We start from the raw sequence: 25268 nt of genomic DNA, 5'->3' as shown, positions 1-25268 counted from the left end.
TGTTAGTGGTTCGTACTCATCGCTGGGGACTCATCGGGTTCCCATAGTGTGTCGACCCGCTCTCTGTTCGACTGATCAACGGTTCATGTGCGGCGAACCACTCCAGAACAGCGTCCAAAACTACTGGTTCACTCAGACGCAGGGCCCGGGAGATCGCTCGCTTTCGCACGGCACGGTCCAGGCAACCAGAATGCGGATGCACCCAGCAACCTCGGCCCGGCACGCGTGCCGCCGGATCCACGATCACGGCCTGGGCCGCAATCGATCGATCCCGCACCAAGCGCACCAAGTCGGACCGCGGGGCCCGTTCCCGGCACCCCACACACGTGCGAACCGGTCCCAAGCCCGTCGACAAGTGTACTACTCCCCCGGCTCGTCCGGTCGAATGTCGATCTTCCAGCCGGTCAGCCGGGCCGCCAGGCGGGCGTTCTGCCCCTCCTTGCCGATCGCCAGCGAGAGTTGGTAATCGGGCACCACCACGCGGGCGGAACGGGCCTGCTCATCGACGATCTCCACACTGGAGACCCGCGCCGGTGACAACGCACTGGCCACGAACTCGGCCGGGTCGTCGGAGTAGTCGACGATGTCGATCTTCTCGCCCTGCAACTCCGCCATCACCGCCCGGACACGTTGTCCCATGGGCCCTATGCAGGCTCCCTTGGCGCCCAGGCCGGGCACGGTGGAGCGCACGGCCATCTTGGTGCGGTGCCCTGCTTCCCGGGCCAGGGCGGAGATCTCCACCGATCCGTCGGTGATCTCCGGGACCTCCAGGGCGAACAGTCGCCGCACCAGGTTCGGGTGGGTGCGCGAGACCGTGATCGAAGGCCCCTTCGGCCCGCGAGTGACATCGAGCACATAGGCCCGGATCCGGGTGCCGTGGGTGTAGTCCTCTCCTGGCACCTGCTCGTGCGGGGGCAGTACCGCCTCAACCCCGCCGACGTCGATGAACACCATCCGCGGGTCCCGACCCTGCTGGATGATGCCGGCGATCACCTCGTCCTCCTTGCCGCGGAAGACCCCGAGCACCTGGTCGTCCTCAGCGTCCCGCAGGCGCTGCATGATCACCTGGCGGGCGGTCGCGGTGGCGATCCGCCCGAAGTTGTCCGGGGTGTGGTCGAACTCCGGGCCCAGGTCGTACCCAGGGCCGGACGGGTAGGCCTCGGCGGGCGCGCCGTCCTCCTGGTTCTGCTCCGCGGGATCCGCCGGGACCTCGCGCTCGATCCGCTCCCGGGCATAGACGGTCACGTGGCCGCTGCTGCGGTCCAGCTCCACGCGGGCGTCCGCCAGGGCCCCCGGGGTGCGGTGGTAGGCGGACTCCAGTGCCTGCTCGATCGCCCCCACCAGTACGTCCAGGCTGATCTCGCGCTCCCGCTCGATCATCCGCAGGACATTCATGTCCACGTCCATGCCGACACTCCTTCCAGAAAACCTCGAACAGACAGGGGGACCTTCAGGCGTCGGCCGGGGAGCCGAACTCCACCTCGACCGTGCCCTGGCGGACCTCGTCCCAGGTCAGGACCAGCGGCTCCGGTGCCGGTGCGCCGCGCCGGTTCGGAGGCTGGCGCACCTGCAGACCGTCGTCGTCGGCGGCAACGATACGCCCCCGCACGATGCCTTCGGTCGTCGTCACCGTGGCCAGCCGGCCCACGGCGCGCCCGAAATGGCGCGGCTGCGTCAGTGGGCGCGAGATGCCGGGGGTGGTCACCTCGAGCTGGTAGGGGCCGCGGAGCACGTGGTCGACGTCGTCCAGGCGGTTGGAGACCGCGCGGGAAACCTCGGCCAGTTGGTCCGAGGAGACACCCCCGGGACCTTCCGGCAGGTCGATCACCACGGTGAGGGTCCGGTTGCGGCCGGAGCCGCCGACGGCGACCTCCTCCAGGTACAGGCCCTGCTCGGACACCACGGGCGAGAGTGCCTGGAGCAGTACGGCAGAGACGTCTGACGGGCTCATGGTTCTCACCTCGTGTGAAGTTGTCCGCGGGCGGTGCTGATGCCACAGCCTAAGGCCCGAACGTGGCACGATCAACGCGTGCAGATTTCCACGTCCGCCCCCCGGGGGCGAACCCGATGGTACCGGCGCAGCGTGGTCCTGGCCGTTCTCCTGATCCTCACCGGGTGCGGGGTCCGCCTGGATGTGCCGCCGGCGCCCGCGCCCGTTCCCGAGGGCCAGGACGAGGTCCGCCAGGAGGCGGCCCAGGCTGTTTCGGTGATCGTGCAGAGCGCCGAACTGGCGATCCCGGACGCACCGGAGGAGGTGGCCGGGGTCCTGCGGGCGGCGGCTGCTGACGCGCAGGCACATCTGGAGGCGCTCGGAGGAGTGTGGGAACCACCGCCCCGGCCCGAACCGGAGGACCCGGAGGACGCCCCGCCGGCCCAGCCCGAGCCCATCACCGCCGCCGGTGCATCGGATGTGCTGGCGGCACTGGAGGCAGCGGCACCGCAACTTCGTGGTGGCGCCGCAGGCGTCGAGCCCGACCTGGCCGTACTGCTGGTCTCGGTATCGGCCAACCAGCACGTGCACGCCCGGGACCTGGCCGGCGCGCTCGGCGTGGACCCGGCGCCGCCCCCGGCTGAACCGGCCGACCCGGCCGATGCCTATCCAGCCGCCTTCGGCCCCGAGGCCGCGCCGCTGTGCCGGGCGCTGGATGCCGCCGGGTACCTGGCGGAGGTGCGGGCCGGCCGGGCCAGTGGGGAGGAGGCGGCCCGGTTGGCCCAGCGGGCCCAGGAACTGCGGGCCCAGGCCGAACTGGTCGCCACCCGTGGCGGGTTCTCCGGTACCGGGGAGGACCCACGGGAGATCGCCTACGCCCTGGCGTTCGAGGACCTGCCCGCCCAGGCCCAGGCCCTCGCCCTGACCCGCGTGCCGGCGTGGCTGAACCTGCTCGAGTCCGCCGAGGAGGGCGCTGACCGGGAGTTGATCGCCATTCAGGTCATCACGGCTGCGCTGGCGGTGCACGGCCGGGGCGAGCCGGTGCCGACGTTCCCGGGGCGGGCCGGCTGAACCCGGTGCCCCGAGGTCGCTAGCGGCCGGCTTCGGCCAGCCGGTGCCGTACCTCGGTGGCCGCCACGCCCGCCTGGATGTCGTGCCGGGCGCCGCTGGCCCGTTCGCGAAACTCCACCACGCCGTCGGCCAGACCGCGTCCGACCACCAGCGTGTACGGCACCCCGAGCAGTTCGGCGTCAGCGAACTTCACCCCGGCGGAGACCTTCGGACGGTCATCGAGCAGCACCTCCACGCCCTCGGCATCCAGGTCGGCGGCGATCTGCTCCGCGGTGGTCAGCACGTGTGGATCCTTACCCGTGGCGACGATGTGCAGATGTGCCGGGGCGACCTGCACCGGCCAGCACAGCCCGTTCTCGTCGTGGGTGGCTTCGGCGATCGCGGCCAACACCCGGGTGACGCCCAGGCCGTAGGAGCCCATGGTGACCACCCGGGTCTTGCCGTTCTCGTCGAGCACGTTCAGGCCCAGGGCCGCAGCGTAGGTGGTGCCCAGCGCGAAGACGTGTCCGATCTCGATGCCGCGGGCCAGCTCCAGCGGTCCGGACCCGTCCGGAGCCGGGTCGCCGGCGCGCACCTCGGCGGCCTCGATGGTGCCGTCAGCGGTGAAGTCCCGCCCGGCGACCAGGTCGAGGACGTGCTTGCCGGGTTCGTTGGCGCCGGTCATCCACACCGTGCCGGGCACGATACGCGGGTCGAGCAGGTAGCGCGCCGCGCCGGTGCCGGCCGAACCGTCGGGGTCGTCCTGGTCGCGCGGAGTCCCATTGGGACCCAGGACCGCCGGCCCCATGTAACCGGGCACGAGTTCGGGCCGGTTGGCCAGGTCCTCGTCGGTGGCGGCCTCCACCAGCGCCGGCTCCATCGCGGCCTGCAGGCGATCCATATCCACCTGCCGGTCCCCGGGAACACCGACTACGAGCACCTCCCGGCGCCCGTCGGGGTGGGTGGCGGTGATGGCCACGTTCTTCAGCGTGTCCGCTGCCTGCCAGGGGCGATCGCTGCGGGGGAAGTGGTCGTTGGCGAAGTCCACCAGGGTCTCGATGGTGGGGGTGTCCGGGGTGTCCTCCACGTGCGCGGCGGGCACGCCCGTGGCGTCGGCGTCCGGCGGTACGGGCGTGGTGACGGCCTCGATGTTGGCCGCGTACCCGCCCGGGGAGCGCACATACGTGTCCTCCCCCACATCGGAGGGGTGCAGGAACTCCTCGGAGAAGGATCCGCCCATCGCCCCACTCATCGCCGAGACGATCACATAGTCCAGACCCAGTCGGTCGAAGATACGCTCGTAGGCATCGCGCTGGGAGGCGTAGGAGACTTTCAGAGCCTCCTCGTCGATGTCGAAGGAGTAGGCGTCCTTCATGATGAACTCCCGCCCGCGCAACAGCCCGGCGCGGGGACGGGCCTCGTCGCGGTACTTGGTCTGGATCTGGTACAGCATCAGGGGCAGATCCTTGTACGAGGAGTACAGATCCTTGACCAGCAGGGTGAACATCTCCTCGTGCGTGGGGGCCAGCAAGTAGTCGGCCTCCTTGCGATCCTGGAGCCGGAAGATGTTCGGACCGTACTCCTCCCACCGGTTGGAGGCCTCATAGGGCTCCTTGGGCAGCAGCGCGGGGAAGTGCACCTCCTGGGCGCCGGAGGCATTCATCTCCGCACGCACGATCGCCTCGATCTTGCCCAGCACCCGCAGTCCCAGCGGCAGCCAGGAGTAGATCCCCGGCGCGGCGCGGCGGATGTAGCCGGCCCGCACGAGCAGTTTGTGGCTGGCGACCTCGGCGTCCACCGGGTCCTCACGCAGGGTTCGGACGAACAACGTCGACATTCGCAGTATCACGCGGCCGAGTCTATCGGCCACCGCGCTGCGGCCCGTCCCGGTAGGCGTGCACATCGGGCGCCGCGCGTGAAGCATCGCCCGAGCGGCTCTGCCAGAATGAGCAGGTGCCAGAGATGCCCGAGGTCCAAGGGCTGGTTCAGGCGCTGCACGCGCAGCTGACCGGCCGGGTGATGCACGCGGTGCACGTGGTCTCCTTCCCCGCGCTGAAGACCTACGACCCACCGGTCACCGCCCTGCACGGAGCGCACGTCGCCGGCGTGCAACGGCACGGGAAATGGATCGACATCACTGCCCGCACCGGCGACGACGAGGTGCACCTGGTCTTCCACCTCGCCCGCGGTGGATGGGTGCGCTGGCACGAGGAGGCGCCGACCCGCTCGCCTCGGCCGGGCAAGTCCGGCCTGGCGGTGCGGGTGCTGCTCGACCGGGGGGCTTTGGACCTGTCCGAAGCCGGCACCACGAAGAAGCTCGCCGTGCACGTGGTGCGCAGGGCCGCCGACGTGGAGCGGATCGCCACGCTGGGGGTGGACCCGCTCTCCGCGGAGTTCACCCGCGCCCGCTTCGAGGAGTTGCTCGATGTCCGGAACGCCCAGGTCAAGGGCGTCCTGCGAGATCAGAGCCTGATCGCCGGGATCGGCAATGCCTACTCCGATGAGATTCTGCACGCCGCCCGGCTCAGCCCGTTCGCGCTGACCCGGACCCTGGACTCCGGCGCCCGGGACCGGTTGTTCGCCGCGATCGAGAGCGTACTGACACGTGCGATCGAGGCAGCCTCGGGTAAGGGGCCGGCCGAGTTGAAGGATGTGAAGCGCACGGGGATGGCGGTGCACGGACGCACCGGTCAGGCGTGCGCAGTGTGCGGCGACGTCATCGCACAGGTCTCCTTCGCCGACTCCTCGCTGCAGTACTGCCCCACATGCCAGACCGGCGGTAGGCTCCTGGCCGACCGCCGCATGTCCAGACTCCTGCGCTGACCGTCCTGGCCCCGGGGTGCTGCCAGGGGCTAGAGGAGGATGGTGGCGAAGGTGCCGACCTGGCGAAAGCCCGCACGGTGGTAGGTGGCCAGGGCGGAGGTGTTGTAGGAGTTCACATAGAGCGACACGATCGGGGCGAAATGTGCCCGGGCGTGCTGGATGACCGCGGCCATCCCGGGTGCAGCCAGCCCCCGGCCGCGATGGCGGGGGTGCACCCAGACGCCCTGGATCTGGGCCACACCCAGGCCGACGGTGCCGAGTTCCGCCTTGAACACCACCTCGCGCCCCCTGGGTCCCTCATCGATGCGCACCAGGGATCGGCCCTGATTCACCAGCGCCTTGATCCGGCGCTCATACCCGCCACCGGCGGTCAGCGGTGAGTACCCGACCTCCTCGGTGAACATCGCGACGCACGCCGGGAGGAGGATGTCCAGGTCCTCCGGGGTGGACTGACGCACACGCGGGTCGGCCCCGATCGCGGGATCGTGATCGATCATCAGCGACGGCTGGTCCGAGCGCACCTCCCTGGGCGGGCCGAGGTGACGGCGCAGCAGCGGCCACAGGGCCAGCACCTGTTCTCCCGGGCCCACCAGGGAGGAGAATCGCTGGCCACGCCGGCGCACATGCTCGGCCAGCGCCTCCAGGCCCTCCGGGGGCAGGTCGAGCGGCACCAGGTTGCCCGCGGCCAGGCACAATCCGAGCAACTCCTCCGAGCGCATCGCGCACAGCACCTGGGCACGGCTGTAGACGTTGTCCGACAAGGCCTCCACGTACTCGGCCAGCAACGCCGCGGCCACCGGGTCGAGCGCCGCCCGGGCCCGCACCCGCTCCACGCCGACCACGCCGGCCTCGACGATGGATACCGGCTCGCCCGCCAGTTGCAGATGGCCCGACCGTTCCCGTCGGGGGCGGGACCGTCGCCGCGGCCATTCACGCATGTCGCTCAGGAGACGCTGACCTGCGGGGCCCCGGCATCGTCGTCGACCTCCATCTCGGAGGCGATCCGGTTGGCCTCTGCCAGGAGCGTCTCGACGATCAACTCCTCCGGCACGGTCTTGATGACCTCTCCCTTGACGAAGATCTGGCCCTTGCCGTTGCCGGAGGCCACGCCCAGGTCGGCCTCGCGAGCCTCACCGGGACCGTTGACGACGCAGCCCATCACCGCGACCCGCAGCGGCACCGTCAAGTGTTCCAGGCCCGCGGTGACCTGATCGGCCAGGGTGTACACGTCCACCTGTGCCCGGCCGCAGGAGGGGCAGGAGACGATCTCCAGTTTGCGCTCGGCCAGGTTCAGGGACTGCAGGATCTGCAAGCCCACCTTGACCTCCTCCACCGGCGGGGCGGACAGCGACACCCGGATGGTGTCCCCGATGCCCCGGGACAACAGCGCCCCGAACGCGGTGGCGGACTTGATCGTGCCCTGGAAGGCCGGACCGGCCTCGGTGACCCCCAGGTGCAGCGGCCAGTCGCCCGCCTCGGCGAGCAGTTCGTAGGCGCGCACCATCACTACCGGGTCGTGGTGCTTCACCGAGATCTTGAAGTCGGTGAAGCCGTGCTCCTCGAACAGGGAGGCCTCCCACACCGCCGACTCCACCAGTGCCTCCGGGGTGGGCTTTCCGTACTTGGCGAGCAGGCGTTTGTCCAGCGAACCGGCGTTCACCCCGATCCGGATCGAGACTCCGGCCTCGGAGGCGGCCCGGGCAATCTCCTTGACCTGATCGTCGAACTTTCGGATGTTGCCGGGGTTGACCCGTACGGCTGCGCATCCGGCGTCGATCGCGGCGTAGACGTACTTGGGCTGGAAGTGGATATCGGCGATCACGGGGATCTGGGACTTCTTGGCGATGATCGGTAGTGCGGCAGCGTCCTCGGGGGTGGGCACCGCCACCCGCACGATGTCGCATCCGGCGGCAGTCAGTTCGGCGATCTGCTGCAAGGTGGCGTTGATGTCGGTGGTGGCGGTGGTCGTCATCGACTGCACCGTGATCGGCGCCTCCGAACCCACCTGCAGCGGACCGACATTGACCATGCGGGTCTTGCGCCGGGGCCGCAGCACCGGGGGCGCCGCTTTGACGGTGGGGATCCCGAGATCGACAGGTACGCTCACGCCCTCAGTGTAAGTGGTCGGTACCCGGTCAGGTCAGTGTGATCGGGTCGATGATGTCGGCCACGGCCAGCAGCAGACTCATCCCGATCATCACGATCACCACCACGTAGGTCAGTGGCATCAGCCGGGCGGTGTCCACCGGCCCCGGGTCGGCCCGCCCGAAGAGGCCCGCCACACGGCGCCTGGCCCCCTCGAACAACGCCCCGGCGATGTGTCCGCCGTCCAGGGGTAGCAGCGGGATCATGTTGAACACGAACAGCGCCATGTTCAGCGAGGCGATCAGGGAGAGCATGTCCGCGGTGCGCTCGGCCGGGCCGTAGTCACTCAACTCCACCGAGGCGATCTCCCCGGCGAAGCGGCCCACGCCGATCAGGCCCATCACACCGGGGTCACGTTCGGCGTTGCCGAGCAGTGATTGCGTAATGCCGACCAGCCGTTGGGGCAGGGTCACCACCACCCGCACGGTGCCGCTGAAAACGTTCCAGACCACCTCCGGGACCGCCGTGATCGGCTGGCGCACCAGTTCCCCGGCCGGGCTGATCCCCACGAACGGCACCTGGGTGGTGCGGACCTGCCCGTCCGGGCCCAGCACCGGCCGGCCGCCGTCGTCGACCATCGGACGCTCCGCCAGCGCCGGGGTGACGGTCAAGGTCACCTCCTCACCCGCGCGTTCCACGACCACCGCGGCGGGGCCGGTGCCGCCCTGGACGATCGCCTCGGAGACATCCTCCCAGCCGCTCACCGCGGTGCCGCCCCAGGACACGATCACGTCGTCGGGCTCCAGTCCACCCTGGTGGGCCGGGGCGGCCGGGTCGGTGTCCGTGCACTCCCTGCTCTCTCCGGCCGGGAGCACACACTCCGAGACCGAGCCCAGCCGGTTGGTGGGCATGAGTTGGCCGATCGTGGTCAGGATGATCGCGAACAGCACGGCGGCGATGATCAGGTTCATCACCGGGCCGCCGAACATCACGCCGAGTTTGCGGGGCACCGTCAGGGCGTAGAACGAACGATGCTCCTGGCCTGGGACCACCTCCTGGGCGGTGAAGGTGCGGGCGTCCTGGGCGGCCCGGTCCATCCAGCCACGTACGCCGGTGCGCTCGCTCGCGTGGGCACTCTCGGCCCGCGCCGGCGGGAACATGCCCACCATCCGTACGAAACCGCCCAGGGGCAGCATCTTGACGCCGTACTCGGTCTCGCCGCGCTTGGTGGACCATAGCGTCTTGCCGAACCCGACGAAGTAGTCGGTCACCCGGACGCCGAACAGTTTGGCCGGGACCAGGTGCCCGATCTCGTGCAGGGCGATGGACACGATGATGCCCACCACGATCACCCCGACGCCGAACCAGAACTCCATGGGCTCCTTCTTCCCCTTCGTGCACCAGGGTTAGCGTACGTCCTCGAGCAGGTTGTCCGACCGGGCGTCCAGGTGCACGATCGAGTCCCCGGACAGCGCCGGGCGTGGCAGGTCGGTCCAGGCCGGCCTGGCCCGTACGGCTGGACGGGGCGGTCCCGGGTGCCGGCTCAGGCGAGGGGATCGTCCTCACCCCACGGGACCAGCCGTAACCGGCGCGCCTCGGTGGGCAGGTGCCCGGCCCGGGCCCGCAGTTCGGCCACGGTATCGGCACCGGCGCGCACCATCCGGCCCGAGTAGTCGTCCAACTCCCCGCCGGCCAGGGCCAGGCAGAGCCGGGCCACCTCCTCCGGGCTGGTCCACTCGGTGCGCTCGGAGTGGACGGCCATCACAGCGGTCATGTCGGTGCGCACCACGCCGGGGGCCAGGTCGAAGGCGAAGATCCCGTGCTCCGCGCCGGCCAGGGCGGTGGCCCCGGTGATCCGGAACAGCGCGCTCTTGGAGGCGTTGTAGCCGCTGGACTCAGCATTGTCGCGCACTCCGGAGCCGGAGTTGATGTTGACGATCCGGCCTCCGCCGGAGGCGATCATGTGCGGCACCACCTCGCGGGTGAGCAGGTAGGGGCCTTTGACGTTGGTGGTCAGCACCTGCCACCACTCCTGGGCATCGACCTCCCAGAGCGGGGCTTCCCGGTGGTTCAACCCCGCGTTGTTGACCAACAGGTCCACCTGCCCGAAGGCCTGCAGTGCCTGCCCGACGGCGGCGCTCACCTGGGCGGCGTCGGTCACGTCGCACCCGATCGGCAGCACCGCACGGGTCGGCACCCCGGTGGCGGCACCGACGTCGGCAGCCAGGTCCTCCAGCCGGCCGGTATCCCGGGCCAGGGCTACTACCCGCCAATTGGCGCTCACCAGCGCTCGAACCAGATGGGCGCCGATACCGCGGGAGGCTCCGGTGACGATGGCGACGGGCATGTGAAGCTCCTGGGGGTTCAGCGGATCAGTTCGTGGACGCGGCCACGGGCCCATGACTCGGCCCGGGTCACCGCGGCCAGGTCCAGGTGTGCCGGTCCGCGGTGTTCGGCGACCACTCTGGCTACCGTATCGACGATGGCCGGGAAGCCGATCCTGCCGGTGTGGAACGCGGCCACGCACTCCTCGTTCGCGGCGTTGTAAACCGCCGGATGGGTGCCCCCGGCCTCGGCGGCCGAGCGGGCCAGTGCCACCGCGGGAAAGGCTTCACCGTCCAACGGGTGGAACTGCCACGACTGGGTGATGGACCAGTCGGTGGGTACATCGACGCCGTCCAGCCGGTCCGGCCAGGACAGGCCCAGGGCGATCGGAACGAGCATCCGGGGCGGGCCGATCTGGGCCAAGGTGGAGCCGTCCCGGAACTCCACCATGGAGTGGATCTGCTGCTGGGGGTGCACGACGACCTCGATGGCGGCCAGGGGCACATCGAAGAGCAGGTGCGCCTCGATCACCTCCAGGCCCTTGTTCACCATCGTGGCCGAGTTGGTGGTGACCACCAGGCCCATGTCGAAGTTGGGATGGGCCAGCGCCTGGGCGGGGGTGACATCCGCCAACTCCGCCCGGGTACGCCCACGGAAGGGGCCGCCGGATGCGGTGAGCACCAGACGTCGCACCTCCTCACGCCGACCACCACGCAGGGCCTGGGCGATGGCCGAGTGCTCGGAGTCCACCGGCACGATCTGGTCCGGGCGCTGCTGGGCGGCGCGCACCAGTGCCCCACCGGCGATCAGGGACTCCTTGTTCGCCAGCGCCAGGGTGGAACCGGCGGCGAGTGCCGCCAGGGTGGGGCCCAGGCCCACCGAACCGGTGATGCCGTTGAGCACGACGTCGGCACCGTTACCGGCCACCTCCGCGGCCGCCTCCGCCCCGGTCCGCACGTCCACCTCGGGCACGGGCCGGCCCAGACTGCTGGCCCGGGCGGCCAGCGCGGTCGCGAAGTCCGCGGCGCTGCCGGTAGCCAGGGCAACCTGGGCGGGGGCGTGCTGGAGAACCTGTTCGGCCAGCAGATGCAGGTCCGACCCACCGGCGGCCAACGCCACGACCGCGAAGGAATCCGGGTGCGCGGCAACGACCTCCAGGGCCTGGGTGCCGATCGAACCGGTGCTGCCCAGGATGGTCAGCGTGCGGATCACTCCACCGCCAGGAGGATATCGATCGCTCGATCCAGGTAGGCATCCACCGGACCCTCGGCGTAGGCCCGGGACCGCGGGGCGGAGGGAAAGGTGACCGAACGCAGCTCGGAGGCGCTCAGGTGGGCGCCCTCATCGAAGTAGGCCACCAACCGGTCCAGGGCGGCGTCGACGGCCCCGCTGTCGTAACCGCGGCCGCGCTCGGGTGGGGCGAACCGCTCCCCGGGCGGACGTACCAGGCGCGGATACAGGGAGGTGGCGCGCTCGGCCACCTGCTCCATCCAGGCGTCCTGGCTGGCACTGGTCACGAACTCGCTGCGGTCACGTTGGATGAATGCGGCCTCGAGTCGGTCCAGGGCGGCGTCGACCGCTGCCGGGTCGTAGCCGTGCCGGACGAGGTCGAAGGCGGCCGAACGCACATCGGCGCTACTCATCCCGGTGTCACCGCTCTCGTAGGCCGACTTGGCGCGCTCGAAGAACTCTTCGACCTCCTCCCGGTCGTAGCCACTGGCCCAGCGACCGACCGTGGGGAACAGGTCCTCCATGCCGCGCTCCTTCCTGTCCTGCGAATCCGGCTCTGCCGAGAAGTATTCCGTACCGGCACCGATGTGCGATTACTGCCAGTACCGTGCCACAACCAGGGCGTCGGCGGGGCGCGCACTCGCCCGACCGGCCGAGATCACGTGCCCAGGAGCAGGAACTGGGCGACGTACACCACAGGCGCGGCCACCAGGATCGAGTCCACCCGATCGAGCACTCCGCCGTGCCCGGGCAGCACCGTGCCCATGTCCTTGACCCCCAGATCACGCTTGAGGAGTGATTCGGACAGGTCCCCCACCGTGGCTGCCACCACCGTGAGCAGCCCGAAGACCACACCGACCCACCAGGCCCCGCCCAGAGCCAGCACGGTCAGGGCGATGCCGGTGACCACGGTCAGCAGGATCGACCCGCCGAAGCCCTCCCAGGACTTCTTCGGGCTCACCGTGGGGGCCATCGGATGTTTGCCGTAAAGGGCCCCTGCGGCGTACCCCCCGACGTCATTGGCCACGACCAAGGCGATGAAGGTCAGCACCAGGATCGGTCCGGACCCGGTGAGCATCAGGATCACGAACCCGGCCAGGAACGGGATGTAGGCGGCGGCGAAGATCGCTGCGGTGGCATCTCGTAGCGCGGGCGGCCCGCTGCCATCGAGCACCCGCCAGACGAACGTTCCCCCTGCGGTGAGAATGAATGCCACCCACATCGCCTCGATCCCCGAGGTGTAGGCGGAGATGAGGATCCCGGCGGCCCCCACCAGCAGCGGAAGCAGCGGGATCTTGATGTCCCGGGTTCGCACCGCGCGGGCCAGTTCCCACAGGGCTACCCCACAGGCGAGGGCCACCAGCACCACGAATCCCTCGGTGCGGATGAACAGCGACGCCACCAGCACCGCGCCCAGCACCAGACCCACACCGATCGCCCAGCGCAGGTCCCGGCCGGCGCGCGAAGCGGGCGGCTCGGCCGCCCGCAGCGCCTGTTGCGGGTCGAGGGCCGTCAGTGCAGCAGCGGGTGCCGGCACAGCCGGCGATTCCGCCGACGCCGGCGTCGGATCGGTGGGTGAGTTCGTCGTGCCTCCGAGCCGAGCCTCCTCCTCGACACGCGCCTGCTCCTGCGCGCGAGCGCGCTCGGCGGCCCGCAGCTGCCGGCGGGTCAGCGGCACCCCGCCGGGGTCTGGATCCTGCTCACTCATGGGCGGGTGATCACACCTCGAGCAGTTCCTTCTCCTTACCGGCCAACAGTGCGTCCACTTCGTCGGTGTGCCGGCGGGTCAGGGATTCCAGTTCGGTCTGTGCCCGATTCACCTCGTCCTCACCGACGTCGCCGTCCTTGGAGAGCTTCTCCAGGTCCTCACGGGCCCGGCGGCGGATGCTGCGCACCGAAACCCGCGCGTCCTCGCCCTTGGACTTGGCCAGTTTGACGTAGTCGCGCCGCCGTTCCTCGGTCAGTGTCGGCAGCACCACCCGGATCACCACGCCGTCGTTGGAGGGGTTGACGCCCAGGTCGGACTCGCGCAGGGTCTTCTCGATCGCCTGCATCGAGGACTTGTCGTAGGGCGAGATCAGCACGGTGCGCGCTTCCGGGATGGTCATCGACGCCAGTTGCTGCAGCGGGGTGGGGGCACCGTAGTAATCCACCTCGAGTTTGTTGAACATCCCGACGTTTGCCCGCCCGGTGCGGATACCGCCCAGGTCCTCCCGGGCGACCTCCACTGCTTTGGTCATCTTCTCCTCGGCCTCGAGGAGGATGTCGTCGATCATCGGTGTCTCCTTGTTCGTCGCTGCGGACCCGTGCTCACCGTGAGGTGACCAGCGTCCCGATCATCTCACCACGCAGGGCCCGCGTGACGTTGCCGGGCTCCTCCATCCCGAAAACCTGCATCGGTAGATCGTTGTCCCGGCACAGTGCCAGCGCGGTGGAGTCCACGACGCGCAGGTCCCGCTGGATCGCCTCGTCGAAGGTCAGTCGCTGGATCTTCTCGGCGCTGGGGTCGGTGCGTGGGTCGGCGGAGTAGACCCCGTCCACGCCGTTCTTGCCGACCAGTACCTCCACGCAGTGGGTCTCCAGGGCGCGCTGGATCGCGACGGTGTCGGTGGAGAAGTAGGGCATCCCGGCGCCGGCTCCGAAGATCACCACACGGCCCTTCTCCAGGTGGCGGATCGCCCGGAGCGGAATGTACGGCTCGGCCACCTGACCCATCGTGATCGCCGTCTGCACCCGGGTGCTGACCCCGGCCTTCTCCAGGAAGTCCTGCAGCGCCAGACAGTTCATCACGGTACCGAGCATGCCCATGTAGTCCGCACGGGCTCGGTCCAGACCGCGCTGGGACAACTCCGCGCCGCGGAAGAAGTTGCCTCCACCCACCACGATGGCCACCTGCACGCCGTCGTTCGCCGCGACGGCCACCTGCTGTGCCACCCCGGCTACGACGTCCGGGTCCAGGCCGACGCTGCCACCTCCGAACACCTCCCCGGACAGTTTCAGCAGGACTCGGCGGTGGGTGGGTTCGCTGGTGCTCATCGGCTACTCCCTGTGCTGGTGATCCGGTGGGACTGGTTCCATGATGCCCGAGACGGGCGACCGGCCCGGCTCGCGCCCCGGACGACGCCGGCCCCGACCCTGCGTAGGGCCGGGGCCGGCGTCAAGGTGCCTGGAACCGCTCAGGCCCCGACGCGGAACCGCGCGTAGCCGGTGATGGTGCCACCGGCGTCGGCCACGATCTGGCCCACGGTCTGCTTGGGGTCCTTGGCGAACGGCTGGTCCAGCAGCACGTTCTCCTTGAAGAAGCCGTTCAGGCGGCCCTCGATGATCTTGGGCAGCGCTCGCTCCGGCTTGCCCTCGGCGATCGCGGTCTCCTCGGCGATCCGGCGCTCGTCGGTCACGAGGTCCGCCGGTACGTCATCCCGGGAGAGGTAGGTCGGGGAGTAGGCGGCGATGTGCATCGCCACGTCCCGGGCCACGGCGCCTCCGGCGCCGTCGGAGGCCACCAGCACGCCCACCTGCGGGGGCAGGTCCTTGGAGGTGCGGTGCAGGTACTCGGTGACCACCTCGCCGTCCACCCGGGCGAGCCGGCGCACGACCAGTTTCTCCCCCAGCGTCGCGGCGGTCTCGTCGACCAGTTCGCGAAGGGTGCGGCCCTCGACGTCCTCGGCCAGCAGGGCCTCGGCGTCGGTGGCCTCGGAGCCCGCGGCTGCGGTGACAACCTTGCCGGCCAGTTCGACGAAGGTGTCGTTCTTGGCCACGAAGTCGGTCTCGGAGTTGACCTCGACCAGCACGCCGCGCTGGCCGCCCTCCCCCGCAACGATGGAACTGGCCACCAGGCCGTCCGATGCGGCCCGGTCCTCGCGCTTGCTGACGCCCTTCAGGCCCTTGATGCGGATGAGTTCCAGCGCCTTGTCGCTGTCACCCCCGGCCTCGTCCAGGGCCTTCTTGACGTCGAGCATGCCGGCGCCGGTGCGCTCACGCAGCGCCTTGATGTCAGCGGCGGTGTAGTTCGCCATCGGTGATCCTTCCCAGATCGGTGGTAGTGGAGTCTCAGGCCTCGTCCGCGGGCGTGGCGTCCTCGGTGGACGCCTGCTCCTGGGCGGGGTCGGTCTCGGTCGCTCCGGCCGCGGGGGCCTCGGCGGTCTCGGCCTGCGCGGGCTCCGGCTCCGGGGCCGGGGCCGGGGTGACCCCGGCCTCTTCGGCCACGGCGGCCACATCCTCGGCCTCGTTGGTGGCACCGGCAACCTGCTGGGCGGCCTCGACCTCGGGGTCGGGCTGCTCGGCGCCGGCCACCGAGGTGGCTCCGGACTGCTCGGCCTCGTGGGTGGCGAGCAGTTCGCGTTCCCACTCCGCCAGCGGCTCGGCCTCGGCTGCGGCACCCTCGGCCTTGTCACCACCGTGCCGGGCGATCAGGCCCTCGGCGACGGCGTCGGCCACCACCCGGGTCAGCAGCGAGACGGCCCGGATCGCGTCGTCGTTGCCCGGGATCGGGTAGTCGACCTCGTCCGGGTCGCAGTTGGTATCCAGGATGGCCACCACGGGGATGTTGAGCTTGCGGGCCTCGGCGACGGCCAGGTGCTCCTTCTTGGTGTCCACCACCCACACCGCCGAGGGAACCTTGGCCATCTCGCGGATGCCGCCCAGGGTCCGGGTGAGTTTGTCCTTCTCCCGGCGCTGCATCAGCAGTTCCTTCTTGGTGTATGCCGAGGAGGCGACGTCGTCGAAGTCGACCTCCTCCAACTCCTTCAGCCGCTGCAGGCGCTTGGAGACGGTGCCGAAGTTGGTCAGCATGCCGCCCAGCCAACGCTGGTTCACGTAGGGCATGCCGACCCGGGTGGCCTGCTCCTCGACCGCTTCCTGGGCCTGCTTCTTGGTGCCGACGAACAGGATCGTGCCACCGTGGGCCACGGTGTCCTTGACGAAGGAGTAGGCGCGGTCGATGTCCTGCAGGGACTTCTGCAGGTCGATGATGTAGATCCCGTTGCGTTCGGTGAAGATGAAACGCTTCATCTTCGGGTTCCACCGGCGGGTCTGATGCCCGAAGTGGACGCCGCTCTCAAGGAGCTGGCGCATGGTGACAACAGCCATGGCTGTGTTCCTCCTCCCGCGGCGCACAGGCCGCGGATCGGGTGCGCCGCGAGGACGCACAGTTCGGTTGTTCGTGGCCACCGGTACTGGTGGCTACTCCTGGTGCTCACGGCCTCGCGGCACCGTGACCTTCGTCCCGGACCTCGCCACGAGACCCCCGCACAGCGGGAGCGTGAGCGCGCGATGTCAGCCGGTTCGTCGCAGGACAAGCCTGCAGACACACCGACTGCGGGGCCCATGCTACCCGATCGGCGCCGCCACACCAGGCCCAAGGGCCCGCCCGGAGACAACGGGCACTGAGACGATGCTCACGCTGCGCCAAGGATCATCCACAGGCCGGCCGCCGCGGACCGGTGCTCCACAGCCGGAGCGGGGTCGGGGGTGGGTGGCGGGGCCCGCGGCGATGCTGGGGCCCGAAGGAGGTCCGGATGGGTCTACGTACGATCGCCGCGGGCGCCGGGGCCGTGGCCCTGGTGGCACTGGCGCTCACCACGCCCTGGTCCGGCCTCACCCCGGCCGCACCGGAAGCAGTCCCCGGGCCGGCCGCCGGCGGCGAACCGCAGACAACGCGGGCCGGTCCGGCCTCGGGGGCGCACCCCGTGCTGGAGTACCGCTGGCCGATACCGCCACCGCCACGGGTCCTGCGCCACTTCGAGCCACCCGCTCGGGTGTGGTCGCCGGGGCATCGCGGAGTGGACCTGAGTGCCGGGGTCGGCGCACCGGTGCACGCCGCCGCAGCCGGAGTGGTGGCCTTCGCCGGACCGGTGGTGGACCGCACCGTGGTCTCCATCGACCACCCCGACGGCATCCGTACCACCTATGAACCGCTGGAGCCGCTGGTGCGAGCCGGTCAGCAGGTGCACGCCGGGGAGGTGATCGGTCGTGTGGGAGTGGGCGAGGCCGGAGCGCATTGCGCTGAGTCCTGCCTGCACTGGGGCGCACGCACGGGCCCGGACACCTACCTGGATCCGCTTGCCCTGGTGGGCTCCGGACCGGTGACCATCAGGCTGTACCCGCTGCAGGGGTGACCCTCAGGCCCTGGGGTGGGCCTGATGGAACGCGCTGCGCAACCTCTCGGCGGAGATATGGGTGTAGCGCTGCGTGGTCTGCAACGAGGAGTGCCCCAGCACCTCCTGGACCGAGCGCAGGTCGGATCCGTGGTCGAGCAGATGGGTCGCCGCCGAGTGGCGCAACCCGTGCGGAGCCAGGTCACGCACCCCGGCCAGCGCGGTGAGCCGGTGCACCACGGTACGGATCTGTCGCGCATCGACCCGTCCGCCGCGCACACCCACGAACAACGCGTCACCCGCCACCGACGTCGCCAGTTCTGCGCGCACGTGCAGCCATCGGGTCAGCGCCCGCGATGCCGGCACCCCGAAGGGCACCATGCGTTCCTTGGCGCCTTTGCCCAGCACCCGCACCAGCCGGTCACCAAAGTCCACGTGCGTAATGTCCAGACCCACCAGCTCGCTGATCCGTAGACCGGAGGCGTACAGCAGTTCCAGCGCCGCCCAGTCGCGCACCGCCACCGGCTCACCGTCCTGTGCCAGTTCCCCGGCGGTGCGCAGGAGGGTCCCGGCCTCCGCCTCGGTGAGGATGTGCGGGACCACCTGATCGGCCCGGGGTGCCAGCAACCGCGGCCCGGGGTCGACGGCGAGCCAGCCGTTACGCACGGCCCAGGCGGTGAAGGTGCGCGAGGCCGCCGCCCGCCTGGCGATGCTGGCCCGGGCGTGACCGCGCGCCGACAGCGCAGCCAGCCAACTGCGCAGCGCGAGCAGGTCCAGGCCGGCCAGGTCGGTCGTCTCGGGGTCGGAACCGGTCGGGGCCAGTGTGGCCAGCAGCGAGACGACGTCCCCGCGGTAGCCCCGCACGGTGTGCTCCGACAGCCCACGCTGAGCCTGCAGGTGGGCGGCGAATGCCGACAGCATCGGTACATCCCCGGGCCGTTCTGCCTCCCTCGTCCGCTCCTGGGTGCCCATCCACACACTGTGCCACGGGCCCGGGCACAACCGTGCACCCGACACCGCCGGGCCGCAAAGGACGCGAGCCGATCCACGCTAACGTCGGGGGAATGAGAACCGGGAGCGACGGGGGTAAGCGCGCCCCAGGTGATCCGCGCGAGTCGACCCGCACGCTCATCCTGGTGCAGATGCTGCTGGCGGCGCTGATGCTCCTGGCCGCCACCTTGGTGGTGCTCTCGGGGATGGTGCGCTACCCCACGTTGCTGGTGATCTCCCTGGCGGTGACCTTCGTTACCTGCGCGGCTGCGCTGCTGATCAACTGGCCGCGGTACCCGAGGTTGTTGCGGATAGTGCTACCGGTGCTCAACGCGGCCGCGATCGGGATGCTGCGCGAATCGAGCCCGGCGGCGGACCTCGGCCTGCTGTGGATCTTCCCGGCGATCTGGACCGCGTGGTCCTTCGGACTGGCGGCTACCCTCGGGATGCTCGTGTCGATCGCCGTGGCCTACTGGGGCCTGGTGGCCCTCCGGGACACCGGTGCGACGCCCACCTCGGCTGCGCTGGGACCGCTGGTGATCGCGACGCTGGCCGTCATCACCCAGTTGGTGAGCCGACGGGTCCGCGCACAGCAAGATCTGCTCCAGGGCCAGGCGCAGTCCCTGCAACACGCGGTGGAACGTGCGCGACGACAGGAAGACCTGGTGACCGACGTCTTGGATGCGGTGGACTTCGAGGTGGTCGTCTACGGTGCCGACGGCAGGGTGGTGGTCGCCAACGAAGCCCATCACGGGCTGCAGACACTGCGCGAGCACGCCGGGGAGAAACTCTACCGGGCTGACGGGTACACACCCATGGATCCGCGCGACCAGCCGAGCGCGCGAGCCAGTCGCGGGGAAACGGTGGAGCGGGAACTGCACTGGTACGGAGCGCCGGGCCGGGACCGCCGAGCACTGGAAACGACCACGCGCCGACTGCAGGACTGGCGGGGACAGGACGTGGGCATCGTGATGGTCAGCCGTGACGCCACCGCTGAGGAATTGGCGGTGCGCGCCCGTGCCGACCTCGTGGCCTCGGTCTCCCACGAGTTGCGCACCCCGCTGACCTCCATCCTGGGGTTCCTGGAACTGGCGGCCGAGACGGACGGCCTTCCGGCCGGCACCCGCCGTGGCCTGCAGATCGCCGAACGCAATGCTGGACGGTTGCTCACCCTGATCGGCGACATCCTCACCACCTCCGCCCACTCCCGGGAAGGCATCGCGTTGACGGTGACCCCGGTCCCGGAGAGCCTGTCCGAGGTGGTCGGCGCCGCCATCGAAGCGGCTTCGGACCAAGCCCGGAGCCGACAGATGCGGATCGATGCCACCGGGGTGGAACCCACCTGGGCGCGGATCGACGTCGACCGGATCCGGCAGGTCGCGGACAACCTGATCTCCAACGCCATCAAGTACGGCCGCGACGGTGGCCGGATCGCCGTGGGTGTCACCAGTGACGGCAGGCATGCGTGGATCGTGGTGCGCGATGACGGTCCCGGAATCTCCGAACAGGAACTCCCGCTGCTGTTCGACCGGTTCTTCCGCTCCGACCGGGTGCGCAACACCTCCACCCACGGCAGCGGTCTGGGGTTGCCGATCAGCAGGGATATCGCGCGTGCCCATGGCGGCGACATCACCGTGCAGAGCACTCCCGACGAGGGCGCCACGTTCGTTGTGCGGCTCCCCGCCGTAGTACCAGGGCCGGCTACCGGAGCACCATCTGCGGCGGCGACCGGCTCCGCCCACCCGAGCCCAACGCACGAGGAGCGAGGATGAGTTGGTTGGATCCGGCCACGATGAGCCTGGCGACGGCCTTGGTGGTGGTGGTCTCCGGCATCGCGTTCCTGACCGACACGGTGGTGCACGCCAGGAACCGCGCGGCACGGGTGTGGGCGCTGTCGTTCATGGCGGGGATCCTGGCGGTGATGTGCTATCTCGCCTGGGAGTTCCTGGCCGGTGCGTGGGTGGCTGCTGCGGTGGGTAATGCCGCCTTCGTCGTCACCACCGGGTGCATGTGGGTGGGCGGCCGGGTCTACAACGACCGCGCGATGGCCCCGGGCGTCGCCCTGGTCGGGCTGCTGGCCGTGACGACGCTGCTCAGCACGCTGACCCAGGGCCCCGGCGGGGGCTCCTGGGCGGGCGCCGAGGTAATGTTCCTGGCACTGCTCGTGCTCTCCGGACTGGGGTCGATCGAAGCTCGCCGGGGCGGGCTCGGCACCACGGCCACGTCCTGGGGCCTCACCGCCGCGCTGGGCGTTCAGTGCCTGTACTACATCGCCCGCACCTGGGTCTTCCTCACCCGTGGGCCGGAGTCGGAACTCTTCCTGGAATGGTTCGATACCGCCCCGACGTCCGTGATCACGATCGCGCTGACCATCTCGGTGGTGGTCTCTCTCTCGGTGCTACGCGCCCAGGATCGAGCCCGGCCCGCACGAGGTACCGACATCACCCTGAGCCAGGTGCGAGACGGGTTCCTGGGCAGGGGCTCCTTCGAAGGTGTGCTGCAGGGTCAGTTGCACCGCGCCGAGCAGCGCCAGGAGCGTCTGGCCGTGATCGTCCTGCAGACCGGCGGTCTGGACCAGATTCGCTCCGCGTTCGGCACCCGTGCCGCCGAGGAGGTCGCCACCCGCTGGCGCGAGGGCATCCAGACCGCGGTACCGCTTTCTGCCGTGGTCGGTCAGGTTGACCCGGCCACCGTGGTAATCAGTGCCCCGGTGCTGGGCGCGAACCAGGCCAAGCGTCTCGCAGGGCAGATCTCCCAGCGGGTGCTCGATGAGTTCAACGCGGCTGCGACGACTGCGACCGTCATCGTCGGGGTGGGGGTGTGCGTCAGCGTCCCGGGACTGAGCGCCCGGGACCTCCTGGACCGGGCCCGAACCGGCGCAATCCGCTCCGCGGCAGGTGCCGAGACCGCTATCGTCCTGGTCGAGGCGGATGAGGCCGCTGCTCAGGCAGCGGTGAGCCGGTAACCGACCCCGCGCACGGTTTCGATCCATCGGGGCTGGGCCGGGCGCTCCCCGAGCTTGCGGCGCAGGTTGGCCACGTGCACCTCGATGGCCCGCTCGTCCTGCTCGGTGATGTAGGCGGTGCTGCCCAGGTAGGTCTCACCTCGCAGCATCAGCGCCAGGTCTGCCTTGCTGATCACCCGCCGGCCCCCCTCGAGCAGGGCGTGCAGGATGTCGAACTCGCTCCGGGTCAGATCCAGTTCCGCCCCGTGCAGATTCACGATCCGCATCTGCGGATGCAGTGCCAGGCCGTGGTGGTCCAGCCACGCCGATCCGGCGTTCGCACCACCCCCCATGGCAGGCGTCGGCGGACTACTCGCACCGGCTCCGGGCCCGCCGGAGTGTTCCGGGGTGGTTCCGGTAGGTGCTACTTCCGTGCGGATCTGCCGGGGCCGGCGCAGCATCGCCTCGATCCGGGCGCGCAGTTCCCTCGGGCGGAACGGCTTGGTGAGGTAGTCATCGGCGCCGGATTGCAGGCCGGCTACGGCGTCGATCTCCTCGGTGCGGGCGGTGAGCATCACGATGTAGGTGTCACTCACCGCGCGGATCCGCTTGGCGGTCTCGAACCCGTCGATCCCGGGCATGCTCACGTCCAGGGTGGTCACCAGCGGCCCGTGACGGCGCACCAGGTCCACCCCTTCGGTGCCGGTGTCGGCCGAGTAGGTATCGAAGCCGGCCTGCTCCAGCACGGTGGCCACCAGTTCACGGATGTCGGCATCGTCCTCGATGACGACCGCGATACGCCCGTCCTGCACCTCATCGCTCCCCGGAACCTGACTGCCCTGACGTGGTGGGCAGTCGATGACTCCTGTGACGATATCGCAGAAGTTCCGGCTGAACGCTTCTCCGGGGCCGCGGCCGGGGTATGCCGGAACCACCTCAGCCGCCCCCCGGGCAGGGACGTTCCCAGCCGGGCGGCGGCCCGTAGTTGGCGAAAGTGAACACCCGGGGGTGGTCCCGTGAGACCAACTGGGTGTCCCCCTGCGTGCCCTGGATGAGGTAACGGGTGGTACTGCCGGCTATAGGGGTGGCGATAGCCCGGGAGAACTGCAGCGGGTGCTCGGTCAGGCTGGTCGGGCAGACCAGGTCGGCGAAGTCGACCTCCACGCTCCAGGGCACATAGAACTCACTGGTCGAGGTGACCTCGATGGTGAAGGTGACGTGCCAGTCACCACCGCCCACGCGGACCGGGGCGACCTCGAACAGGGAGGGGTCCGGCTCTGGGGTCGGGACCCGGTCAGCACAGTAACCGAAGTGCTGCGTAGCCCCGGGTTGTAGGACGCGGTGCCAGTCGTTGCTTGCCCCGAGAGTCCACAGGCCGGTGCGCGCGTCGTAGGCGCGGGTCTCGGTGTTGTTGTAACTGACGGTTCCCGGCACTTCGGGATTCGCGCCCCATAGTGGTGGGAGGGAACTGTCGAACTGCACGGTCCAGTCCGGCACCGTCACACCGGAAACGTTGGTCACGGTGAAGTTGTGGCAGTAGTTCAGGGTATTCGTCTGGCCACCCGCCCAGGTGTAGTGGTACTCGAGCCCCGGGGTCAGGCTGACCGGTTCGAGGGCGTGGTCCACGTTCGCCGGCGGCGGCGCGACCGGTTCGGCCGTGACCGTCCATGCGGTGGTACTGATCGCGCCGGGAGCGTCCGGTCCGCTGAGGTGCTGGGTGGTGGCGAGCAGCGCTTGCACCTCGACCTCCCCCTCGATGGCCCAGGCCTGCTCCATGACGAGGGTGATGAGCGAGCCCCCACCGGGGTCGCTCCGCACGCGCACGGGGGCATCGGCGGCGGTGGACACGGTGCCCCGCGTCTGCCCGGTGCCGGGCAGGACGACGGCGATCGATGCGCCGGCGACCTCGCTCATCGGGGTTCCGGGTAGCCTCAGGTGGACCTGGGTGATCTGGTTCTGCTGGCCGACGATCTCGGTGTCGGCCTGACCATGCATGACCCGCGCGGTATCCAGCAGAGCCCCGGAGAAGGCAGCAAGGGACCCGCTCAGGTTCCCGATAGTGCTGGTCCCGGTGACGCCGTCGGTACCGGTCACCGAGATCGCCACGGTGGTCACGTCGCGAGGAGCCATCCGGGTGATGGCGCAGCCGGGCGCGCTCATGCCCTCGGTCAGCGTCACCGACGGCACCGCGCCCTCGGTCACCGTGCCGGCCTCACAGGTACGCCCCGGGGCGTGCACGCTCATGCTGATCTCGTCGCCCGCGCGAAAGCCCCGGTCCCCTCCCCCGGTGAGGGTGACCGGACCCAGGCGCCAGTCGCCCTCGTCCCAGTGCGCGGCGTACTGGATCCCCAGCCCGGCCAGTTCCCTGGTCTGCACGGCGCCGGCCCCCATCTGCTGGGGGTGGGCTCCACCCAGTCCCGCCGCCGAGCCGATCACGCTGCCACTGAGGATCAACACCGCCAGCAACGCCAGCAATCCCGCCAATCGCCGCCTGGCCCGCCTCCGAGGGTCTCTGGCCGCCGTCACGGGGACTCACCGCCGGAGTCCGTCTCGTCGTCGTCGGTGCGCCACAGCAACAGGGTGACGATCCCACCCACGGCCAGGGCGACCACGTACGGCAGCACCTGGGGGCTGAACACGATCCCGGCCCGGGGCAGCACCGCAACGGCCTTGCCGCGCACGTCCGCGTCGGCGATCACCCACTCATCCGGGTTCTCGCTGTTGTCACCGATCGTGGTGTAGGTGCCGTCCGGCTCGACCGAGCCGACGCGGTGGATCACGTGGCCACCGGCACCGGCCTGCCCGGCGGGCACGGTGTAGGAGATGACATCACCCACCTCGTAGGAACCGGTCCGAAGCGTCACCACGACGTCCCCGGTGGTGTAGGTGGGCTCCATCGACGCGCCGTGCACGATCGTCAGCCCGGTGAGGCCGCCGAACTGGGCGGGCCACAGGGCCACGACCGCCAGGGCCAACAGCACCCAGCTCACAACCGTGCGCAGGCGAGCCGCCCCCGCGGCGCGGTGGCGTGCGCGCGAGCGGGTATCGCGAGATGGTGGCTCCTCCGTCCCTCCGGGCCCGGGCCCCACGGCGACGAGCGCAGGCTGCCGAGGCACGACCGTTGCCGCCTGATCCGCCACGTGCAAAGCACCCATGACGGCGGTGTCCGGCTCGAGGCGGGGACTCGCCGTCATGGGTGCTCCTGGATGTGCTGGTGCTGGGCGGGCGGACCGGGGATCCGGTGGTAGCAGGGACTACTAGTTGTTGGTGATGACCACGGCAGCGCCGTACACGTCGTGGGCGGCCACGATGGTGTCGCTGCCGTCCACCTCCATGTAGCCACCGCCGGTGCCGGTGTACTCGGCCAACTCTTCGCCGTTGGCGCCGGACACCGTGACCTGCACCTCGGCGTCAGCGGGGATGGTCTCGGCACCGGTCGGGGTCAGCGTGAAACCGTCGACGACGTAGTAGCCCTGTCCGGCATCGTAGGAGGTCTCCCAGGTGACACTGACACCCTCGGTGATCGGAGCGACCACCTCGCTGGAATCGGCACCCAGTTCCTGGGCGTTCACACCTCCCAGGGTGGCCGCGGAGGCGGCCACGGCCGCGGCCACGGCAACACCGGCGAGCAGGGCGAGTGCGTTCTTCTTGCGGGGCTTGTTCACGACAGTTCCTTCGGTGTGCGGGCCGTAACGGCCGATTGATGTCTGGGTGTCGCCACCGGGCCGATGAGGGTTCCGGTGGCGACATCCCTGACACTACGAGCGGCCCCTCAGCACGCCCCCAGTCCGGGCTC

The 25268-nt window shown here is 70.0% G+C and carries 25 protein-coding genes; 5 read left to right on the top strand and 20 right to left on the bottom strand.

The window, feature by feature from the left end; genetic code table 11:
- Positions 1-16: 16 nt before the first annotated feature.
- From ACO0LU_RS10510 to rimP, 3 genes are read right to left on the bottom strand one after another with little or no spacing between them, the layout of a single operon-like run.
- Complete coding sequence (locus ACO0LU_RS10510; RefSeq protein ID WP_424791531.1) at positions 17-322, bottom strand: YlxR family protein; 306 nt, start codon at positions 320-322, stop codon at positions 17-19.
- A gap of 38 nt (positions 323-360) precedes the next feature.
- The gene (gene nusA / locus ACO0LU_RS10505; protein WP_424791314.1) at positions 361-1407 is read right to left on the bottom strand and encodes a transcription termination factor NusA; all 1047 of its coding nucleotides are present in this window, start codon (positions 1405-1407) and stop codon (positions 361-363) included.
- Positions 1408-1450: 43 nt separating this feature from the next.
- Entirely contained in the window at positions 1451-1951 is a 501-nt protein-coding gene (rimP, locus tag ACO0LU_RS10500) for a ribosome maturation factor RimP (protein ID WP_424791313.1), read from the bottom strand.
- A gap of 78 nt (positions 1952-2029) precedes the next feature.
- On the opposite strand from rimP, the gene ACO0LU_RS10495 reads away from it, so the two are divergent.
- The gene (locus ACO0LU_RS10495; RefSeq protein WP_424791312.1) at positions 2030-3001 is read left to right on the top strand and encodes a hypothetical protein; all 972 of its coding nucleotides are present in this window, start codon (positions 2030-2032) and stop codon (positions 2999-3001) included.
- Positions 3002-3020: 19 nt separating this feature from the next.
- Here ACO0LU_RS10495 and ACO0LU_RS10490 read toward each other — a convergent pair whose 3' ends face one another.
- Positions 3021-4829: a proline--tRNA ligase gene (locus ACO0LU_RS10490; RefSeq protein WP_424791311.1), complete on the bottom strand. Its 1809-nt coding sequence runs from the start codon at positions 4827-4829 to the stop codon at positions 3021-3023.
- Positions 4830-4933: 104 nt separating this feature from the next.
- Here ACO0LU_RS10490 and ACO0LU_RS10485 point away from each other — a divergent pair, with 104 nt between their 5' ends.
- Positions 4934-5803: a DNA-formamidopyrimidine glycosylase family protein gene (locus ACO0LU_RS10485; protein ID WP_424791310.1), complete on the top strand. Its 870-nt coding sequence runs from the start codon at positions 4934-4936 to the stop codon at positions 5801-5803.
- A gap of 29 nt (positions 5804-5832) precedes the next feature.
- On the opposite strand, the gene ACO0LU_RS10480 is transcribed toward ACO0LU_RS10485, so the two are convergent.
- The 11 genes from ACO0LU_RS10480 to rpsB all read right to left on the bottom strand — a co-directional run bounded on the left by ACO0LU_RS10480 (position 5833) and on the right by rpsB (position 16531).
- Complete coding sequence (locus ACO0LU_RS10480) at positions 5833-6741, bottom strand: GNAT family N-acetyltransferase (protein ID WP_424791309.1); 909 nt, start codon at positions 6739-6741, stop codon at positions 5833-5835.
- 5 nt (positions 6742-6746) lie between these two features.
- Positions 6747-7910 carry a flavodoxin-dependent (E)-4-hydroxy-3-methylbut-2-enyl-diphosphate synthase gene (gene ispG, locus ACO0LU_RS10475; RefSeq protein WP_424791308.1) on the bottom strand — a complete coding sequence of 388 codons (1164 nt, stop codon included), beginning with the start codon at positions 7908-7910 and terminating at the stop codon, positions 6747-6749.
- A gap of 28 nt (positions 7911-7938) precedes the next feature.
- Positions 7939-9264, bottom strand: a complete 1326-nt coding sequence (locus tag ACO0LU_RS10470) for a M50 family metallopeptidase (RefSeq protein WP_424791307.1) — start codon at positions 9262-9264, stop codon at positions 7939-7941.
- Positions 9265-9431: 167 nt separating this feature from the next.
- The gene (locus tag ACO0LU_RS10465; RefSeq protein WP_424791306.1) at positions 9432-10235 is read right to left on the bottom strand and encodes an SDR family NAD(P)-dependent oxidoreductase; all 804 of its coding nucleotides are present in this window, start codon (positions 10233-10235) and stop codon (positions 9432-9434) included.
- Between the two features lie 17 nt (positions 10236-10252).
- The gene (gene dxr / locus ACO0LU_RS10460) at positions 10253-11422 is read right to left on the bottom strand and encodes a 1-deoxy-D-xylulose-5-phosphate reductoisomerase (RefSeq protein ID WP_424791530.1); all 1170 of its coding nucleotides are present in this window, start codon (positions 11420-11422) and stop codon (positions 10253-10255) included.
- Positions 11422-11967: a DivIVA domain-containing protein gene (locus tag ACO0LU_RS10455; RefSeq protein WP_424791305.1), complete on the bottom strand. Its 546-nt coding sequence runs from the start codon at positions 11965-11967 to the stop codon at positions 11422-11424. Before ACO0LU_RS10455 ends, dxr begins: the two co-directional genes overlap by 1 nt.
- Before the next feature lie 134 nt (positions 11968-12101).
- On the bottom strand, positions 12102-13151 hold the full coding sequence (locus ACO0LU_RS10450; protein ID WP_424791304.1) for a phosphatidate cytidylyltransferase: 1050 nt from the start codon (positions 13149-13151) through the stop codon (positions 12102-12104).
- Between the two features lie 10 nt (positions 13152-13161).
- Positions 13162-13719 (bottom strand): ribosome recycling factor, encoded by a 558-nt coding sequence (gene frr / locus ACO0LU_RS10445; RefSeq protein WP_424791303.1) that lies wholly within the window; start codon positions 13717-13719, stop codon positions 13162-13164.
- 34 nt (positions 13720-13753) lie between these two features.
- Entirely contained in the window at positions 13754-14479 is a 726-nt protein-coding gene (gene pyrH / locus ACO0LU_RS10440; RefSeq protein ID WP_424791302.1) for a UMP kinase, read from the bottom strand.
- 140 nt (positions 14480-14619) lie between these two features.
- Positions 14620-15459, bottom strand: coding sequence for a translation elongation factor Ts (gene tsf, locus ACO0LU_RS10435; RefSeq protein WP_424791301.1), 840 nt, complete (start codon positions 15457-15459; stop codon positions 14620-14622).
- A gap of 34 nt (positions 15460-15493) precedes the next feature.
- Complete coding sequence (gene rpsB / locus ACO0LU_RS10430) at positions 15494-16531, bottom strand: 30S ribosomal protein S2 (protein WP_424791300.1); 1038 nt, start codon at positions 16529-16531, stop codon at positions 15494-15496.
- 428 nt (positions 16532-16959) lie between these two features.
- Between rpsB and ACO0LU_RS10425 the strand changes: the two genes are divergently transcribed.
- Complete coding sequence (locus tag ACO0LU_RS10425; protein ID WP_424791299.1) at positions 16960-17559, top strand: M23 family metallopeptidase; 600 nt, start codon at positions 16960-16962, stop codon at positions 17557-17559.
- 3 nt (positions 17560-17562) lie between these two features.
- On the opposite strand, the gene ACO0LU_RS10420 is transcribed toward ACO0LU_RS10425, so the two are convergent.
- Positions 17563-18510, bottom strand: a complete 948-nt coding sequence (locus tag ACO0LU_RS10420; RefSeq protein WP_424791298.1) for a tyrosine recombinase XerC — start codon at positions 18508-18510, stop codon at positions 17563-17565.
- Between the two features lie 92 nt (positions 18511-18602).
- Between ACO0LU_RS10420 and ACO0LU_RS10415 the strand changes: the two genes are divergently transcribed.
- Positions 18603-20300: a sensor histidine kinase gene (locus tag ACO0LU_RS10415; RefSeq protein WP_424791297.1), complete on the top strand. Its 1698-nt coding sequence runs from the start codon at positions 18603-18605 to the stop codon at positions 20298-20300.
- Positions 20297-21493: a diguanylate cyclase domain-containing protein gene (locus ACO0LU_RS10410; protein ID WP_424791296.1), complete on the top strand. Its 1197-nt coding sequence runs from the start codon at positions 20297-20299 to the stop codon at positions 21491-21493. The genes ACO0LU_RS10415 and ACO0LU_RS10410 overlap by 4 nt, the downstream gene beginning before the upstream one ends.
- Here the strand turns inward: ACO0LU_RS10410 and ACO0LU_RS10405 are convergent.
- The 4 genes from ACO0LU_RS10405 to ACO0LU_RS10390 all read right to left on the bottom strand — a co-directional run bounded on the left by ACO0LU_RS10405 (position 21472) and on the right by ACO0LU_RS10390 (position 25137).
- Positions 21472-22284, bottom strand: coding sequence for a response regulator transcription factor (locus ACO0LU_RS10405; RefSeq protein ID WP_424791295.1), 813 nt, complete (start codon positions 22282-22284; stop codon positions 21472-21474). The two genes, ACO0LU_RS10410 and ACO0LU_RS10405, sit on opposite strands and share 22 nt — an antisense overlap.
- A 124-nt stretch (positions 22285-22408) precedes the next feature.
- Positions 22409-23956 carry a hypothetical protein gene (locus ACO0LU_RS10400; RefSeq protein WP_424791294.1) on the bottom strand — a complete coding sequence of 516 codons (1548 nt, stop codon included), beginning with the start codon at positions 23954-23956 and terminating at the stop codon, positions 22409-22411.
- A gap of 38 nt (positions 23957-23994) precedes the next feature.
- A complete protein-coding gene (locus ACO0LU_RS10395; RefSeq protein WP_424791293.1) occupies positions 23995-24462 on the bottom strand; it encodes a signal peptidase I in 468 nt (155 codons plus the stop codon).
- A 267-nt stretch (positions 24463-24729) separates the two neighbouring features.
- Entirely contained in the window at positions 24730-25137 is a 408-nt protein-coding gene (locus ACO0LU_RS10390; protein ID WP_424791292.1) for a hypothetical protein, read from the bottom strand.
- Between the last annotated feature and the right edge of the window lie 131 nt (positions 25138-25268).

This window comes from Pseudactinotalea sp. Z1748 (genome assembly GCF_049725185.1).
Taxonomy (GTDB): domain Bacteria; phylum Actinomycetota; class Actinomycetes; order Actinomycetales; family Beutenbergiaceae; genus CALKWS01.
This window is presented reverse-complemented; position numbering and strand designations above follow the sequence as displayed.

Excerpts from the sequence above, each read along its gene's own strand:
- nusA (WP_424791314.1), bottom strand. The coding sequence starts at position 1,407 with ATGGACGTGGACATGAATGTCCTGCGGATGATCGAGCGGGAGCGCGAG.
- rimP (WP_424791313.1), bottom strand. The coding sequence starts at position 1,951 with ATGAGCCCGTCAGACGTCTCTGCCGTACTGCTCCAGGCACTCTCGCCC.
- ACO0LU_RS10480 (WP_424791309.1), bottom strand. The coding sequence starts at position 6,741 with ATGCGTGAATGGCCGCGGCGACGGTCCCGCCCCCGACGGGAACGGTCG.
- ACO0LU_RS10470 (WP_424791307.1), bottom strand. The coding sequence starts at position 9,264 with ATGGAGTTCTGGTTCGGCGTCGGGGTGATCGTGGTGGGCATCATCGTG.
- ACO0LU_RS10465 (WP_424791306.1), bottom strand. The coding sequence starts at position 10,235 with ATGCCCGTCGCCATCGTCACCGGAGCCTCCCGCGGTATCGGCGCCCAT.
- ACO0LU_RS10455 (WP_424791305.1), bottom strand. The coding sequence starts at position 11,967 with ATGGAGGACCTGTTCCCCACGGTCGGTCGCTGGGCCAGTGGCTACGAC.
- ACO0LU_RS10450 (WP_424791304.1), bottom strand. The coding sequence starts at position 13,151 with ATGAGTGAGCAGGATCCAGACCCCGGCGGGGTGCCGCTGACCCGCCGG.
- frr (WP_424791303.1), bottom strand. The coding sequence starts at position 13,719 with ATGATCGACGACATCCTCCTCGAGGCCGAGGAGAAGATGACCAAAGCA.
- pyrH (WP_424791302.1), bottom strand. The coding sequence starts at position 14,479 with ATGAGCACCAGCGAACCCACCCACCGCCGAGTCCTGCTGAAACTGTCC.
- tsf (WP_424791301.1), bottom strand. The coding sequence starts at position 15,459 with ATGGCGAACTACACCGCCGCTGACATCAAGGCGCTGCGTGAGCGCACC.
- rpsB (WP_424791300.1), bottom strand. The coding sequence starts at position 16,531 with ATGGCTGTTGTCACCATGCGCCAGCTCCTTGAGAGCGGCGTCCACTTC.
- ACO0LU_RS10425 (WP_424791299.1), top strand. The coding sequence starts at position 16,960 with ATGGGTCTACGTACGATCGCCGCGGGCGCCGGGGCCGTGGCCCTGGTG.
- ACO0LU_RS10420 (WP_424791298.1), bottom strand. The coding sequence starts at position 18,510 with ATGGGCACCCAGGAGCGGACGAGGGAGGCAGAACGGCCCGGGGATGTA.
- ACO0LU_RS10415 (WP_424791297.1), top strand. The coding sequence starts at position 18,603 with ATGAGAACCGGGAGCGACGGGGGTAAGCGCGCCCCAGGTGATCCGCGC.
- ACO0LU_RS10410 (WP_424791296.1), top strand. The coding sequence starts at position 20,297 with ATGAGTTGGTTGGATCCGGCCACGATGAGCCTGGCGACGGCCTTGGTG.